The 15,128-nt window shown below is 64.3% G+C and carries 14 protein-coding genes and 1 pseudogene; 8 read left to right on the top strand and 7 right to left on the bottom strand.

From position 1 onward, the window contains the following. Positions 1 to 1,109: 1,109 nt before the first annotated feature. From AAHS21_RS30450 to AAHS21_RS30470, 5 genes are all read right to left on the bottom strand, one after another. The gene (locus AAHS21_RS30450; protein WP_342931096.1) at positions 1,110 to 1,376 is read right to left on the bottom strand and encodes a cytochrome C oxidase subunit IV family protein; all 267 of its coding nucleotides are present in this window, start codon (positions 1,374 to 1,376) and stop codon (positions 1,110 to 1,112) included. A 1-nt stretch (position 1,377) separates the two neighbouring features. After that, positions 1,378 to 1,992 carry a cytochrome c oxidase subunit 3 gene (locus tag AAHS21_RS30455; RefSeq protein WP_342931097.1) on the bottom strand — a complete coding sequence of 205 codons (615 nt, stop codon included), beginning with the start codon at positions 1,990 to 1,992 and terminating at the stop codon, positions 1,378 to 1,380. Then, positions 1,976 to 2,671, bottom strand: coding sequence for a hypothetical protein (locus AAHS21_RS30460; protein WP_342931098.1), 696 nt, complete (start codon positions 2,669 to 2,671; stop codon positions 1,976 to 1,978). Before AAHS21_RS30460 ends, AAHS21_RS30455 begins: the two co-directional genes overlap by 17 nt. Before the next feature lie 156 nt (positions 2,672 to 2,827). Continuing rightward, complete coding sequence (locus tag AAHS21_RS30465; RefSeq protein WP_342931099.1) at positions 2,828 to 4,039, bottom strand: acetyl-CoA acetyltransferase; 1,212 nt, start codon at positions 4,037 to 4,039, stop codon at positions 2,828 to 2,830. A gap of 1 nt (position 4,040) precedes the next feature. Further along, a complete protein-coding gene (locus tag AAHS21_RS30470; RefSeq protein WP_342931100.1) occupies positions 4,041 to 5,498 on the bottom strand; it encodes an OB-fold domain-containing protein in 1,458 nt (485 codons plus the stop codon). Positions 5,499 to 5,573: 75 nt separating this feature from the next. On the opposite strand from AAHS21_RS30470, the pseudogene AAHS21_RS30475 reads away from it, so the two are divergent. Beyond that, positions 5,574 to 5,777: pseudogene (locus AAHS21_RS30475) on the top strand (acetyl-CoA C-acetyltransferase); the annotation flags it as partial. A gap of 212 nt (positions 5,778 to 5,989) precedes the next feature. Further along, positions 5,990 to 7,132 (top strand): acyl-CoA dehydrogenase family protein, encoded by a 1,143-nt coding sequence (locus tag AAHS21_RS30480; RefSeq protein WP_342931101.1) that lies wholly within the window; start codon positions 5,990 to 5,992, stop codon positions 7,130 to 7,132. 115 nt (positions 7,133 to 7,247) lie between these two features. On the opposite strand, the gene AAHS21_RS30485 is transcribed toward AAHS21_RS30480, so the two are convergent. Beyond that, positions 7,248 to 8,576, bottom strand: coding sequence for a TetR family transcriptional regulator (locus AAHS21_RS30485; protein ID WP_342931102.1), 1,329 nt, complete (start codon positions 8,574 to 8,576; stop codon positions 7,248 to 7,250). Positions 8,577 to 8,816: 240 nt separating this feature from the next. Here AAHS21_RS30485 and AAHS21_RS30490 point away from each other — a divergent pair, with 240 nt between their 5' ends. Genes AAHS21_RS30490 through AAHS21_RS30515 form a run of 6 tightly spaced genes read left to right on the top strand, consistent with a single transcriptional unit; the run spans position 8,817 to position 13,973 of the window. Beyond that, the gene (locus AAHS21_RS30490; RefSeq protein WP_342931103.1) at positions 8,817 to 10,055 is read left to right on the top strand and encodes a CoA transferase; all 1,239 of its coding nucleotides are present in this window, start codon (positions 8,817 to 8,819) and stop codon (positions 10,053 to 10,055) included. Positions 10,056 to 10,075: 20 nt separating this feature from the next. Then, the gene (locus tag AAHS21_RS30495; protein ID WP_342931104.1) at positions 10,076 to 11,044 is read left to right on the top strand and encodes a hydroxymethylglutaryl-CoA lyase; all 969 of its coding nucleotides are present in this window, start codon (positions 10,076 to 10,078) and stop codon (positions 11,042 to 11,044) included. After that, on the top strand, positions 11,041 to 12,300 hold the full coding sequence (locus tag AAHS21_RS30500) for an acyl-CoA dehydrogenase family protein (protein ID WP_342931105.1): 1,260 nt from the start codon (positions 11,041 to 11,043) through the stop codon (positions 12,298 to 12,300). Before AAHS21_RS30495 ends, AAHS21_RS30500 begins: the two co-directional genes overlap by 4 nt. Next, entirely contained in the window at positions 12,300 to 12,806 is a 507-nt protein-coding gene (locus tag AAHS21_RS30505; RefSeq protein WP_342931106.1) for a MaoC family dehydratase N-terminal domain-containing protein, read from the top strand. Before AAHS21_RS30500 ends, AAHS21_RS30505 begins: the two co-directional genes overlap by 1 nt. Further along, positions 12,803 to 13,237, top strand: a complete 435-nt coding sequence (locus AAHS21_RS30510) for a MaoC/PaaZ C-terminal domain-containing protein (RefSeq protein WP_342931107.1) — start codon at positions 12,803 to 12,805, stop codon at positions 13,235 to 13,237. The genes AAHS21_RS30505 and AAHS21_RS30510 overlap by 4 nt, the downstream gene beginning before the upstream one ends. Continuing rightward, the gene (locus AAHS21_RS30515) at positions 13,230 to 13,973 is read left to right on the top strand and encodes an SDR family oxidoreductase (protein ID WP_342931108.1); all 744 of its coding nucleotides are present in this window, start codon (positions 13,230 to 13,232) and stop codon (positions 13,971 to 13,973) included. Before AAHS21_RS30510 ends, AAHS21_RS30515 begins: the two co-directional genes overlap by 8 nt. 14 nt (positions 13,974 to 13,987) lie before the next feature. Here the strand turns inward: AAHS21_RS30515 and AAHS21_RS30520 are convergent, their stop codons facing one another. Further along, entirely contained in the window at positions 13,988 to 15,112 is a 1,125-nt protein-coding gene (locus AAHS21_RS30520) for an acyl-CoA dehydrogenase family protein (protein WP_342931109.1), read from the bottom strand. Between the last annotated feature and the right edge of the window lie 16 nt (positions 15,113 to 15,128).

Below are 15,128 nucleotides of genomic sequence, written 5' to 3' on the forward strand. Positions count from 1 at the left end.
CGGTTGACCCCGATCGAATACGAAGCAATCATGACCACACCGGCCAGTCAGGCCGCGTGACCGAAACTGTCACCTGATCGTGCAGCAGACCCAGGCCAACAGTTCACGCAGCACGTCGGGGTGGGTGGTGGTGAGTCGTTCAGCCAGCAGCTGCGGCCAGTCGATATCGTGGTCAGCGGTCATCGCGTTGATTCCTTTGCTCGAGTGACTTTGGACGGTCTCTCGAAGAATCACGCGATGACCCTCATCTATCCGGCTACGACACGCCGGTCCTCAACTCACGGCCCGACTCATACACCACCTTGGTGGACGCAACCCAATGCTGTTGGCCGCTAAGTCCCTTGACGTCAGGGAAAATCGCCGGGTCAACAATTACGTTTCATGCATAACAGAGGATATCCATCAAAAACTGCTCCATTTTCATCAAATGAATCACAGTCGGACACTCACGTCGCAATTGTGGTACCGCTTGACTTTGGCGTTCTTGTAGTCGAACAACACCGTTGGTGATCATCCGGGTGCGGAGCCGGCCCGGGGTTTTGCGCTTGCCTGCGCGCACGAACCGTCATCGTCAGCGGCGGAGTGGACCCATTAACCCCGCCTCAGCATGCACATGAGCTCGCGGCGGCGATTCCTGACGCGCGGTGCACCTGCACGTGCCCACCGCAGGCCACATGCTGCCTCAGTAAGCTCCCAACGTCGTCAACCACGGCATTGAACAAGCAGCCGGGCTCGCACTGAAACCGAAGAACGCCAGCGCATCTCACATTAGCCGGTCGACGACACAGCCAAACCCACCTCGCGCTGCTCGCCTTCAGCAGCCTCTCTCGGCGCCCAACTTCCCGGGTGTTGGGTAAACGTTTATCCACGAACAGAACGGACTATTAACACCACACCAGGACCCCCGTCTGGGCTACGGATCTGAGGGAGTGGTGCCAGCCTGCACCCGCACCGGCATCGTCAACTGTTGCGCACGCGCGCAGGGCCTTCAAGCAAACTCTTTGACCTACGCGCGACCGGCGATGCCCCTCGATATCCAACGCTGCTTCTTTTCCAAACATCCTTTATCAGTTCACCTTTGGCCAGCACCGGCGTAATGATCGCGGCGTTCAGGCCGCCAGGAGGAATCCCACCAAACCTGCGAGCAGAGCAACGACATACAGCTCGAACATCCCGCGTAGGAGAGGTGGTGCATCTCTCAATTCCATAAAATACAAACCCACGAGGCGGACTTTGACGGCCGCAACGATCAAGATGGCCACCGCGAAGACGTCGCCACCACGCGGCTCTTCGGTTGCCAACCACCATGACAGGAACGTCGCAGACGTTAGCGCGACCCACACAATGACGGCTGGGTCCGTGCGAAGACTGCGCATGTCACCTCACTAGGTAAAGGAGGGGGAAGATGACAAGCCACAACAAATCGACCATGTGCCAGAAGCAGGCGCAACCCTCGGCCAGAGAGAGTCGCAGCGGTGAGAGGCGGGGTGCGTGCCGTGCTAACCACCACATGAACACCAAGACGCCGAGCCCGATGGCCACGTGACCCAAGTGGACGCCAGTCAGGACGTAGTAAAACAGGTAGAAGTAGTTGGTGTTCGGGGTGATTCCCGCATGCACCTTCGTGTAGTACTCGGCTATCTTGATGCTGACAAATGCAGCGCCGCAGGCCATCGCAGCAAGTACGAGATGTGATGCCCTGCGGCTGTTGCGGGCGCGGATCAGCCGCAGGGCCAGCACGGCAAACAACGAGCTGGTCAGAAGCAAGAGCGTGTAGGCGACGCCGAGGTCGGTGTTGAGACGTTGTTGCGAGTGTGCGTAGAGCTCAGGGTCGCCAGTCCGGTAATGCAGGTAGAGCAGAAAAAGGTAGGCGAAAAGCAGAAGGTCTCCGAAGATGAAGACCCAGATCCCGGCTTCTCCAGGGATCTTGCGCTCGTGTGGGTTCGTGATCGCCGCCTCCGACCCGGGGTGGCTGTTACGCGTCAGTTGCATGCGCACCGCACCTGGATCCACGATATTGCGTCGTGTATTCCTTCTCGTGGTCGCCGATGGCCTGCGACGTGGCTACTGTCATCCCGATCAGCCACACGAAGAAGGCGACAAGAAGCACCCACCAGGCGATGGCGCCATTCCATGCCAAAGGGCCGCTGATGAAGAAGACGTCAAGGCTGGCCGGCGTCATCAGCAGCCCGGCCCAGATGCTGAAATATCCAGCCCAGCGAGGGAAAACTGGTGTCGCACGTTTGTCGGCCAAAATCGCGATACCGATCACGATCGCCTGGGCGACCACCGTGTAGACGAGACCGGTAAACGGCAGCCATCCGAGGTCGTTAAGCGCCTGAACCACTTCGGCGGATCGCCCCCGCCGATAAGCCGCGGTTTGGAAGAAGTACAACGGCACGATAAATTCCAGCGGCAGCAGCAATCCCAGGGCAATCTGTAAATAGGACAGCGGCGCGAAGCGGCCCTCGATCCGCTTCATCTGCAGTCCCACAGCAATTACCCACGGAACACACAAGACGCCCGCCCACATCGCCAGCTGGACTCCGATGCGGATGCGAATAGAGTGCTGACGGTACAGATCAGCGATTTCGGGCGCGCTCAGCGCGGGATCGGGTGGGGGAATGAAGCGCGCGATCAACCCGAATCCTACGAAGAAAGCGATCGTCATTACGGGGCCGCACCATAGGCACAGGCGCTGGGTTCTCGCATTCATGCTTCTCGTGCTCTCGTTCGAGCCCGGCAAGTGAAGATCGGACGTTCGACATCTGTCGTCGTGTGCACGCGGCCTTTTCCTCTGTGCGCCATGGTTCTAGATCGGCTGTCGTCACGGGTTGGGTTCGGTGCCGACGAGCGAGACGAAGGAGACGCACTCGCCGGGTCCGCCGCCGAGGTTGTGGGTGAGGCCGATGTTCTTGCCGGCGGCGACCGTTTGAATCCCGCGGCCTTCCGGGACTTCGTCACGGAGCTGCAGCCAGCACTCGAAGATCATCCGCAATCCACTGGCGCCGACGGGGTGACCGAACGCCTTGAGGCCGCCGTCAGGGTTGACCGGTAACGTGCCGTCGAGGTCGAAAGTGCCTGCTAGCACAGCTTTCCACGCCGTACCGCGCTCAGCGAAGCCGAGGTCTTCCATGAGGATAAGCTCGGTGACGGTGAAGCAGTCGTGAACCTCGGCCATCGCGATCTGGGCCGGCGGATCGGTTAGTCCCGCCTCGGCATAGGCGTTGCGCGCCGAAGCGACGACTTCGGGAAACGTCGTGAAATCGTAGGCGGGGTCGACGCTGCCGTCCGCGGCTCCCGAAACCAATGACAGCGCCTTGACGTACAGCGGTTGGTCGGTGTATCTGTGCGCGTCTTCGGCGCGGACGACGATCGCGGCGGCGGCCCCGTCGGAAACCCCCGAGCAGTCAAACAAGCCGAGTTGTCCGGCGACCAGCGGTGAGCACGAAATCGTTTCCCGGGAAACCTCTTTGCGAAACTGGGCACGGGGGTTGCGGGCGCCGTTGTGGTGGTTCTTCCAGGCGATGCGGGTGATGACGTCCTTGAGCTGGGCCGGGTCGACGCCGTACTTTTCGGCATACGCGGGACCGAGCAAGCTGAAATTGGCTGGCGCGCTGGTAGTTCCGAGGGTGCCGCCGGTGCCGTCAGAGGGTATCGAGGGGCGCAGCAGACCGGAGAAGCCTGAGTCCTTGAGCTTTTCGACGCCGACCGCCATCGCCGTATCGTAGGCGCCGCTGGCTACCGCGTAGCACGCGTTGCGCAGCGCCTCCGAGCCGGTGGCACACATGTTCTCCACCCGGCTGACCGGTTTGCCGTGCAACCGCAGCGGCCGACTCAGGCTCAGTCCCGACAAGCCCGACGTGTATGTCCCCAGCCAGAACGCGTCGATGTCACTGAGCGTCACTCCGGCGCTTGAGGTCGTATCGTTGACCGCCTCGATCAATAAATCATCGGCTGAGCGGTCCCAGTGCTCCCCGAAAGCCGTGCAGCCCATCGCGATGATCGCGACCCGGTCACAGATTCCGTGTGCGGCCATGTCAGCTCCCCTTGGTGTTGTGGCGGGCCGGGCGGGCCTTCCAGAAGTAGTTGTGCACACCGCTCTCGGACGTGGTCAGCCGCCGGAAGGTCATTTCGACGCGGTCCCCGATCGCAACTTCGGGACGAGTGTCGGTGAGTTCGCAGCGGAATCGGCCCCCGCCGTCGAAATCGACGACCACCGCGACCATCGGTGGGCTGGGCGTGTAGGCGAGCCGGTCGACGGTGTAGGTGGCCACCCGCGCGGGCATGTCAGCCATCGGTTGGGGACGCATACGATCGGCCGAGCCGCACTTGAAGCAGACCCGAACCGGTGGCAAGTGAACGGTGCCGCAGTGTTCGCAGCGAGACCCGACGAAGCCGTACTTCCACTGCTCGGATCGATGACTCGGCGGGCCGGCCGGGGCGTCGGGCTCGGGTCGGCGCGGTGGTTCACGCCGCAACATTCCCCGCCAGGTAAGGAAGGTGCCATAACTGAGCGAGTCGTCGGTGGCGGCGATCTGATCGGCCACCGTGGGCGCCGCTCGCTGACGGGCGGCAAGGGCCTCGGTGGTGCGCAGGATCAGTGTCGAGGCACCGTCAGCCAGCACCGCAAGCGCAATCAGCTGATCAGGTTTCGCGCGTTCGAGGACATCGGCGAGAAGGACGCCGGGTTGGGCGGTGCCTGGGTTGCCGATCGCGTTGGTCAGGTCGGAGGCGAGGGCCTCACGCGCAACGCCGCTGGCCGCAGCGAATTGGCGGTTAGCCCGGGGAGAGAGGCCACATACGACCAGGTGATCGACATCGTCAGGCGTCAGGTCGGCCCGTTTGAGCGCGGCGGAAAACGAATCCATGGCCAACGGGACATAGACATGCTCGCTGAACCGCTCCTCCCATACCCGCGAGGTCGGGGCGCCCGGGGACCGCCAGCGATCAAGGAATTCGTCGGTGACCGACGCGCAGGTGATCAGCTCGGCCAGCACCGGAGCTTCGGCGGTACCGGGGCCGAACAGGACAGCCGCTGCGCCATCACCGCCCTGTTTTTCGTCGGCGCCGCCCGACAGACCAGTGCGCATGTCGGCCAACACCGCAAGAGCCCCCGCAGGGCAATCCGCAGCTGCCAGGAGCGCACCCACCGCTGAGCGTGGCGCGCCGCCGAAATCGACGGCCAAGGTGCTGCGGGGCAGGCCAAGAGCGGCGTGAATGACCGCCGCGTTGGTCTTATCGAGGTAGGCCGGATGGGTGGTGGCGAAGTAGACCCGCGGTGGTGCTGACACGGGGGCAATTCCGCGCAGAACGCCGCGCGCGGCCTCGACGGCCATCGAGGTGGTGTCCTCGTCATAGGAGGCCACCGAGCGCGTCCCGGCGGTCTGTGCGCCGCCCAAAACTGATTCGATTTCACTCAGCCGCAGACGGTGGTAAGGCAGGTAGGCGGCGCACGCCACCACACCGGTCATGGTCCTTCTTCGCTGAGATGGCATGACACCGAATCTAAGCTAATTCTGATTAGACTTCAAAGTACGATGCTGGGAAGACATCGCAACGGAGGAGAAGCCATGGCAGAAGCGGTAATCGTTGCGGCAGCGCGATCGCCGATCGGCAAGCGCGACGAAGCGTTGCCGGGGGGCCACTCCGCGAACCTGTCGGCGCAGTCGCATCGGCCGGTATTTATCCCACATTCGCCGACCACGTTATCTGGGGGTGCGTGATGCGGCGGCGATCAGGCCCTCGATTTCGCGCGCGCAGCGCTGCTGATGGCAAACCATGCGCGAAGGCGACGGACAGGCCAACGCAGCCATTCTTGAGCTGCTATGACTGGCGCGGTCACTCAGCGGAAGCCGCAGATGGGCAGGCGCGGCCACGTCCCGATCGTCACGATCCGCCGGTCCGCCTGGCGCAACGGCCTCGACGCCGCGGTGAGCTTTGCTGGTGGCCCGCCGAAAAGCCACAGCCCGTCTGAAAGGCATGTTGAATGAAGCGATTGGTTTTCGAACCCGAACACGAACAGCTGCGGGAAACCGCGCGACAATACATCGAATATGTGGTGGCGCCACATGCTGAGAAGTGGGAACGTGAACGGCTTGTGGACCGCGCGGCCTATCTGGAGGCCGGCAAGTACGGGCTGATCGGATTCAATCTGCCCGAGGTGTTCGGCGGCGGCGGATCGGATGATTTTCGGTTTAATGCCGTGATCGTGGAGGAGCTGGCTAAGTTCGGCTCCGTGACCCCGGCGCTGAGTTTGCAAAACGACATCGTCGCTCCGTACCTGAAATCGTTGGCTAACCAGGAGCAGCAGGCCCGCTGGCTGCCCGGCTATATCACCGGTGAGATCATCGGCGCGATCGCGATGAGTGAGCCCGGGGCCGGCAGCGACCTGGCCGGCATCCGAACCACGGCGACACGTGATGGCGATGACTGGATTCTCAACGGCTCCAAGACGTTCATCTCCGCCGGGGTCAACTCCGACCTGGTGATCGTGGTGGCCCGCACCGATCCCGACGCGGGTCACAAAGGGTTCTCGTTGCTGGTTATCGAGCGTGGCATGGAGGGCTTCAGCCGCGGACGCAAGCTGGACAAGATGGGCCAGCACGCGCAGGACACCGCCGAGTTGCATTTTGACAACGTCCGGGTGCCCGCCCGCAACCTGCTTGGCCAGCAGAATCGCGGGTTCTACCACCTGATGCACAACCTGCCCTTGGAGCGGTTATCCATCGCGATCGGCGCGGTCGCCGGCGCTCGTGAAACGTGGCGGCAGACCGTGCAATACGCCAAGGACCGCAAGGCGTTCGGGCAGCCGATCGGCAGTTTCCAGCATAACCGGTTCGTATTGGCCGAGCTGGACACCGAGTTGGACATCGCCGAGCAGCACCTCGACCGGTGCCTGCGGGCCGTGGTGGACGGCGAACTGAGCGCGGTGCAGGCCGCGAAGGCGAAGTGGTGGTGCACTGAGCTGGCGAAGAAGGTTGTCGACGCTTGCGTGCAACTGCACGGCGGCTATGGCTACATGAACGAATACAGGGTGGCTAAAGACTACGTCGACACCCGGATTCAGACCATCTTTGGGGGCACCACCGAGATCATGAAGGACATCATTGGACGTGACTTGGGTCTGTAGCGAGCGGCCAGTCTCTGCACGTCCCCAGATTGACCGCTGTGAAAGCGGCGGGAAGGCGCGCACCCCAGGGCATCGGCGCGCCGGTGGCGTTCCCCGGGCAGGGGTTGATTGCCGGTTAGACGGGGGTGGGGGAGCTCTGCTGGCTGCGGTTGTCGGCGGGGATCTTGGTGACCCCGTCGAATACCAGAGTGGCGACCTGGCTTGCCAGTTCTTCGGGGCTCAGGGGGCCGTCGGGTCGGTACCACTCGACGGCCCAGTTCAGAGCGCCGGTGAGCAGCATGGTGGTGACCGATGGGTCGATGTTCTTCCTGATCTCACCGGAGGCGATGGCGTCCTCGATGAGACCGCGCCAGTAGTCCAGGTAGGCCCGTTGATGGTTGGCGGTCTGCTCACGCACGCTGTCGGGGATTTGACCCAGGATGCGCACCAGGGCCGAGGTGTACATGGTGTTTCGCAGCACCGACAGCAGGTGGGCGGTCACCGCGGTGGAGAACCGGTCCAGCGCGGTGGCATCGGCGGGCAGTGCGTCGACGCTGAGGCGGGCCAGGTCGTCGGTGCGTTTCCAGGCGACCAGCACCATTTCGACTACAAGGTGTTCACGGGACTTGAAGTAGTAGTACATGCTGCCGGTCTGGATGCCAGACGCTTCGGCCACATCGGCCAGCCGGGTGCCGGCGTAACCCTTTTCCCGGAAGACCTTGGCGGCGGCGTCGAGGATTCGTTGGGCACCCTCGGCCTTGGTGCCGTCCTCTCGGCATGCGCGAAGGACCCTTTCCTCCGTGACGGCGATGGCGGCGAGGTTGTTGTCGATCGACCGGGTCTCTTGCCGATGCACCGCGAGACCGTCGAGGAACAGCGAATCGAATTGTGCTTTGAGCTCGGTCGTGGACATTCCGGCGGGGCGCGGCCGAAACCAGTCCGGCACTGAGTTGATCGCGCCGAGCAGCAACATCCGCAGCGTGGAGCTATTGAGGTCGGTGCGAAACTCGCCTGAGGCCTGGGTGTTATTGACCAGCGCACGCCAGAATTCGCCGTATTCGCGCTGTTCGTGAATCCGGCGTTTGCGGATTTCCTCGGGGACTTGGCCGATGATCCTGATCGTCGCGGCGGTGTAATCGCCAATCTCGACCACCGTGTCCAGGTGCGCGGAGATCGCCTCACGGAGTCGGTCGAGGGCAGACGCGTCGTCGGAAAGGGCGGCGACGCGTCGTCTGACGAAGCCGCTGGTGCGTTCTTGCCCGACGCGCAGCATCTCCTCGACGAGTTCTTCGCGCGAGGGAAAATGGTAATACAGGCTGCCGGCCTGGGTGTTGGCGGCTGCGGCGACATCAGACAGCCGGGTTCCGGCATACCCTTTGTTGCGGAAGACGAGGGCGGCCGAATCCAGGATGCGTGCCCGCGTCGCCACGCCTTTCTTGCCAGGCCGGGGGCGTCCGTTAGCCATCAAAGCCCTCCACTATCCGTTCTCCCCAAAACCAGGTCCTGCATATACTCGCTGATTCTATGCGAGTTTTGGTCGATCCATCGGACAGGTGCACTGTGAGCGTCACCGCAGCGGGCGGTTTTCAGCTGCGGTGTCGCATATCGGACGAGGCCATAGGTTCCACGAGCGATTGACTCTAATCTGGATTAGGTTAGAGTCGCGGGCGGGCGGGCCGTGCCGCCGGAAGGAGTGCTACGCCGCATGATCAAGCTGTTGGAGGGCATCCGTGTGCTCGAGTGCGCCATGTTACCCACTGGTGACCAGACCAGCAGACTGCTCGGCGATCTTGGCGCCGACGTGATCAAGATCGAGCGGCCAGGCACCGGTGATTACCTGCGTGAACTGGGGGATCGCATCACCGACCAGAACAGCGTCTTTCACCTGTTCTGCAATCGCAACAAGCGCAGCGTCGAGGTGAACCTGCGCAGCGACGAGGGTCGCACGATCTTCTTCGAACTTCTTCAGACAGCCGACATTTTCGTCGACGGGTTCGCCGGCGACGCGTGCGACAAGCTCGGCATCGGCTACGCGGCGCAGCGCGCTGTCAAGCCCGACATCATCTACTGCCAGGCCAACGGCTTCGGGACGCGGGGCAGCTACAGTCAAATCCCGGTGCACGGTTACATGATGGGCGCCGTGGCGGGGCAGTCGGAGCTGCAGGTGTCCGACGACGGTGTGGTCACCGAGGTCGTCAATCCCCAGGGTTTGTACTTCCCCGGTTCGATTGACGGACCTTTGTCGACTGCGCTCTACGCGGCCCTGACCGCAGCCGCGGCGCTGCGCTATCGGGACAAGACGGGCCAGGGCTGCTACATCGATGCCGCAGGAGCCGATGCGGTGCTGGCCAATCAAAGCTTGGATGCGGTGCTGGCCTGGAATCATGACCGCATCACCGACCGGCGTAACCCTCCGCCCCCGGTCGGCCTGGATCCGCGTCGGCGCCCGAAGTACACCTACTACCAGACCAAGGACGACAAGGTGGTGCTGCTGGCGGCCATCGAGCACAAGTTCTGGGAAAACTTCTGCCGGGCGATCGACCGCGGGGACTTACTGGACGCGCAGAACAAGACGTTCGCGGTCGACTTTGCTGACGGCGGCAAAGCCGACCTGCTCGACGAACTGATCCCTGTTTTCCGCTCCCGCACGGCCGCGGAATGGATGGACATCGCCCGGATGTACGACATCCCGCTGTGTCCGGCGAACTCGAAGACCGACACCTTGACCGACGTCCATCTGGCCGCCCGCGAGATCGTTCATCATTCTGAACATCCGGTGGCCGGTCCCTACACCAGCACCGGCTGGCCGGCTCCGGTCGGCGGTCAGCCCTTCGACATCAGGCGCCCGGCGCCCGCGCTGGGTGAACACACCAACGAAGTGCTCGCCGAGATTGGGTACAGCGGCGAGGACGTTGCGGCGCTGCACAACCGCGGGGTGGTGTGAGGCGCCCCATGGTGATGCGTATGCCTAGCCGTGTTCGGACCACCGGCCTGCCCGAACGGGTGAGCATTTATGAGGTGGGCCCCCGAGATGGCCTGCAAAACGAAAAGGGTGTCATTCCGACCCCTGTCAAGGTTGAGTTCATCGAACGGCTCGGCGCCGCGGGACTGCAGACCATCGAGGCGGCTGGCTTCGTGCATCCGGCGCGGGTACCGCAACTCGCTGACGCTGAAGGAGTCATCGACGCGCTGGACCTCGACGCCGGCCGACGCTATCCCGTGCTCGTTCCGACGGTCAGTGGGCTGGACCGGGCGTTCAGTCATGGTGTGCGTGATATCGCCGTGTTCGGCAGCGCGACCGAAACGTTCTCGCAGCGCAACCTGGGTCGCACCATCGACGAGTCGTTGGCGATGTTCGCCCCGGTGGTGGCGCGGGCGCGCGAGGCTGGGGCCGGCGTGCGCGGCTACGTCTCGATGTGCTGCGGAGACCCCTGGGAAGGAACAGTGCCCATCGCGCAGGTGGTCGACGTCGCCACCCGAATGATGGGCCTGGGCTGCACCCAGCTGGCGCTGGGTGACACGATCGGTGTCGGCACGCCCGGCCAGGTCAAAGCACTGGTCGAGGCCGTAGTGTCTGCGGGCATCGACGTCGGCTCGATCGCGGTGCATTTCCACGACACCTACGGACAAGCCCTGGGCAACGTGCTCGCGGCGCTGCAATCGGGAGTGAGCACCATCGACAGCTCGGCGGGCGGACTGGGTGGTTGTCCGTTTGCGGACAGTTCGGCCGGGAACCTGGCCACCGAAGACCTGGTGTGGATGTTGGAGGGGCTGGGCATCAACACCGGTGTCGACCTCGGCGAGCTTGTGTCGGTCAGCCTGTGGATGGCCGGACAGCTCGACAAGCCGTGCGTATCGCGCACCGTGCAGGCGTTAGCCGCATGCTCGCAGGCCCCACAAGCGGACGGTGAACCCGCGACGGTGGCCCGATGACCGGCCTGGAGGTGCCCCTCGGGGAGTTGCGGGCACGGTTGCGTGATTGGATCGCCGACAACGCTCCGGTCGGACTGGCGGATCTGATCGATTGGCGCCTTCAGGCCGACCTGCCCGGTTCGGTGAGCAGCCGGCAAAGCGAATCCGAGCTCGCCGACGCCCACAGCCGCCCCCTGTTCCACGAGTGGGAGCGCCGGTGCGCCCAGGCGCGGCTGATTTGTCCTGCGTGGCCCATCGAATACGGGGGACGCGGGTGGGATGCACCGCAGATGACGATTCTTGACGAAGAGTTTTATCGAGCCGGGGTGCCGCGTATCGACCGGGTGCAGGGGGAGTCGATGGTCGGTCCCTCAATCATCCTGCACGGCACCGACGAACAAAAGGCGTACTATTTGCCGCGGATCATCTCGGGAGAGCACCGGTACTGTCAGGGATTCTCTGAGCCCGAATCGGGATCGGACTTGGCGTCGGTACGGACCCGCGCGGTCGTGGACGGTGATCATCTTTTGATCAGCGGGCAGAAAGTGTGGACCTCCCGCTTCACCACCGCAAACATGATTTTCGTGCTGTGCCGCACCGACCCCGCCGCGTCGAAGCATCGCGGACTGTCCTATGCGATCACCGAGTTCACCCCCGGACACAACGGCATCGAAGTTCGCCCCATCCGGCAGATCACCGGGGCCGCGGAGTTCGCCGAGATCTTCTTCGACAACACCAAGGCCCCGTTGTCAGGAGTGATCGGTGGGCTCGGCCAGGGATGGCAGGTCGTGCAGTCCACCCTGGGATTCGAGCGCGGCGGAGCTGGACGCGCGACCACCATGGTGCTGCAGGCCCGCGAACGTGAACTCGAACAACTGGTGGAGTTCGCCCGACGACAAGGACGGCATCGCGACCCTCTCGTGCGCCGGGAGCTGGCCTGGGCCAAGACTCAGGTCACCATTCTGCGCAGCAGCTGGCAGCGGACCGTGGCAGAGGTCGCCGCCGGTGGGCAACCAGGACCGCAGATGTCGACGTGGAAGCTGGCGTGGAGCGAATACCACCTGCGGCTCGGGGCGCTTGCCTTGCAGATCGCAGGCCCCGCCGCGATGGTCCGGCCGGCGGGCCCTGACTACGCCCTGGACCTGTGGCAGGACACATTCCTTGTTGCCCATTCCGGCACCATCTACGCCGGCACCAGTGAGGTGCAACGAAACATCATCGGCGAGCACGTACTGGGGCTGCCCCGCGAACCCCGAGTGCCCGAAGGGCAGCGCTGATGAGCGCCGATGTATCAGCCCAGCGGGCGGAGAGCTTCCGGTTTCCCGTGGAGCGCGGGCACATCCTGATGTTCGCGCGGGCGTTGGGCGACGACAATCCGGTCTACTTCGATGAAGACCACGAGAGCACGCGCCGACGTGGCGGACTGGTCGCCCCTCCGACGTTCGTGGCCAGCGCGGCGCAGTTCGATCCCGAGTGGCCCTACCGGCCGAGGCCGGGCGTCGAGTGGAACGGCTCGGGTCGCGGGCCCGGCTTCGCCCCCGCCTCGTCCGGGAGTGGCACAAGCTTGCATGCCGAGCAGCATTACGAATTCCACGTTCCGCTGCGTCCCGGCGACGTCCTGACCGTCTCGCGGGAAGCCGGCAAAACCTGGGAGAAGCAGAGTGCACGTGGCGGAACATTGCGGTTCTCCGAGGAGATCACCCGCTTTGTCAACCAGCGCGGAGAACTCGCCGTGACGGCTCGGCGGGTGCGGGTGCTCACCGAGCGGGCGGTGGACCAGTGAAGTTCGCCGAATTGTCAGTCGGCGACCGGCACGAAGCACCGGTGGTCGAGGAACTATCCCGAACCCAGATCGTCATGTACGCCGGCGCCTCGGGTGATTACAACCCGTTGCACACCGACGAGGTCTACGCCACGAAGGTGGCTGGTTATCCCAGCGTCATCGCCCATGGCCAGCTCACCATGGGCCTGACCGCCAAAGTCATCACCGACTGGATCCAGGACGGTGAGCTCACCGGTTTCGGTGTGCGCTTCCGGCGGCAGGTGTGGCCCGGCGATACTCTCACCGCGACCGCCACGGTCACCGCGACCCAGGACCGCGACGAGGGCGGGCTGCGCACTGTGGAGTTGGACGTGTCGACGGTAAATCAACACGGTGAGCCGGTCATGGCTGGCTACGCGCGGCTGCGGGAGCAGCCGATAGCACATGGATGAACGATTGGCGTTGGTCGCTGGTGGCAGCGGTGGTATCGGATCAGCCATCTGCCAGGCCCTGGCCCGGGATGGGTTCGACATCGCGCTGACCTACCGGCACAACGTCGAGGCCGCCGAACGCACGGCCGAGGCCGTGCGGGACCTCGGCGCCACGGCGTGGGTGCACCACCTGGACCTCACCGACGTTGATGCCGCGGCCGCTTTGGTCCGCGCAATGCCGAGGCTGGACACCATCATCTATGCCGCCGGACCGTCGATTCCGATGCGCTACACCGCCCAAATCACACCTCAGGAGTTCGCTCACCAGCTCGCGGCGGACGCCGCGGCATGTTTCAACCTGCTGCAACCCGCGATCGAGCGGCTGCGAGTCAGCCGGGGCTCGATGGTCGCCCTGGTGACTACCGCTCTGCGGCGCTATGCCACCCGCGACTTGCTGTCGGCGGCGCCCAAGGGCGCCGTCGAACAGCTGGTCCGAGCCATCGCCGCGGAGGAAGGCAAGAACGGTGTGCGCGCCAACTGTGTGGGTGTCGGAGTGATCGCGGCCGGGTTGCTGGACGACCTGATCGACAGCGGCGACTACCACCAAGAGGCCCTCGAGGCCGCGCGGCGTGCGATTCCGATGCGCCGATTCGGGACGGCTGACGAACTCGCCGACGTGGTGGCCTTTCTCGCCGGGACCCGCTCGGCCTATGTCACCGGACAAACCCTGCGGGTCGACGGCGGGTACTCGGTCTGACTCAAGCGGTCAGTTCACAGGTTCATCGATGCGGCCACCACCTCGCGGTGGTACTCGACGCCACCCAGCAGCGCCTCGGAGGCCTTGGCCCGTTTCAGGTACAGGTGCGTGTCGTGTTCCCAGGTGTAGCCGACGCCGCCGTGGATCTGGAGCATGGCGCCGGCTGACCGTGAGAAGACCTCCGAGCAGTAAGCGTGGGCCAGCGACGACGCCAGTGCCACGTCGGTGTCGTCGACAATTGAGGCCATCGCATAGTAGGCCGCGGAGCGGGCCGATTCGACGTCGAGCAGCATGTCGGCGCACCGGTGCTTGATCGCCTGGAAGGAGCCGATGGGCCGACCGAATTGGGTACGGATCTGGGCGTACTCGACGGAGGCGTCGAGGCAGTGCGCCGCGCCGCCGAGTTGCTCAGCGGCCAGACAGACCGCCGCCTGCTGCAGGGTGAGCTGCAGGGCGGCCGCCCCATCATCGTCTGGGCCGCCCAGCAGCTGCGCCGGTGTGCCCTCGAAGTGCAGTTCGGCCAGCTTGCGGGTCTGGTCCAGCGTCGGCAGTGACTTGCGGTGCAGACTCTGGGCGTCAGACGCGTCCACGGTGAACAATGAGAGCGCCCCGGTCCCGGGGCGTCGCGCGGACACGATGATCACGTGGGCGGTATGGCCGTCGACAACGAGGGTCTTGGCGCCGTGCAGCCGGTACCGCGCGCCGTCGGCGGCGGCCTCGGTAGCGGTGTCGTACGGCGCCCAGGCGTCGGTGCGCTCGGCGAAGGCCAGCGCGGCGCGTATTTCACCGGAGGCGATGGCGGGAAGCAGGCGCTCGCGATTCTCTTCGGTGCCGCCGACCAGTATTGCGTTGGCGCCCAACACAATCGAAGATAGGAACGGCGCGCACAGCAGTGCGCGGCCCATTTCCTCCATCGCCAAGCACAGCTCGACTAGGGAGAAGCCGGCGCCGCCGAAGCGCTCCGGGATGGCCAGCGATTGCAGGCCCAACTCGCTGCCAAGCTGGTGCCACACCGCGGGGTCGAAGCCGTCCTCGGTGTCCATCAGCCGTCGCACCTCGGTGATCGGCGACTTGGCCGCACAGAACTTACGGACTAGCTGCTGCAGTTGGCGTTGCTCCTCGGTGGGCGCGAATGTCAACAGTCTTCTCCCGTGC

The sequence above is a fragment of the Mycobacterium sp. 050272 genome (assembly GCF_039023525.1).
Taxonomy (GTDB): Bacteria; Actinomycetota; Actinomycetes; order Mycobacteriales; family Mycobacteriaceae; genus Mycobacterium.

Excerpts from the sequence above, each read along its gene's own strand:
- AAHS21_RS30450 (WP_342931096.1), bottom strand. The coding sequence starts at position 1,376 with ATGCGCAGTCTTCGCACGGACCCAGCCGTCATTGTGTGGGTCGCGCTA.
- AAHS21_RS30455 (WP_342931097.1), bottom strand. The coding sequence starts at position 1,992 with ATGCAACTGACGCGTAACAGCCACCCCGGGTCGGAGGCGGCGATCACG.
- AAHS21_RS30460 (WP_342931098.1), bottom strand. The coding sequence starts at position 2,671 with ATGACGATCGCTTTCTTCGTAGGATTCGGGTTGATCGCGCGCTTCATT.
- AAHS21_RS30465 (WP_342931099.1), bottom strand. The coding sequence starts at position 4,039 with ATGGCCGCACACGGAATCTGTGACCGGGTCGCGATCATCGCGATGGGC.
- AAHS21_RS30470 (WP_342931100.1), bottom strand. The coding sequence starts at position 5,498 with ATGCCATCTCAGCGAAGAAGGACCATGACCGGTGTGGTGGCGTGCGCC.
- AAHS21_RS30480 (WP_342931101.1), top strand. The coding sequence starts at position 5,990 with ATGAAGCGATTGGTTTTCGAACCCGAACACGAACAGCTGCGGGAAACC.
- AAHS21_RS30485 (WP_342931102.1), bottom strand. The coding sequence starts at position 8,576 with ATGGCTAACGGACGCCCCCGGCCTGGCAAGAAAGGCGTGGCGACGCGG.
- AAHS21_RS30490 (WP_342931103.1), top strand. The coding sequence starts at position 8,817 with ATGATCAAGCTGTTGGAGGGCATCCGTGTGCTCGAGTGCGCCATGTTA.
- AAHS21_RS30495 (WP_342931104.1), top strand. The coding sequence starts at position 10,076 with ATGCCTAGCCGTGTTCGGACCACCGGCCTGCCCGAACGGGTGAGCATT.
- AAHS21_RS30500 (WP_342931105.1), top strand. The coding sequence starts at position 11,041 with ATGACCGGCCTGGAGGTGCCCCTCGGGGAGTTGCGGGCACGGTTGCGT.
- AAHS21_RS30505 (WP_342931106.1), top strand. The coding sequence starts at position 12,300 with ATGAGCGCCGATGTATCAGCCCAGCGGGCGGAGAGCTTCCGGTTTCCC.
- AAHS21_RS30515 (WP_342931108.1), top strand. The coding sequence starts at position 13,230 with ATGGATGAACGATTGGCGTTGGTCGCTGGTGGCAGCGGTGGTATCGGA.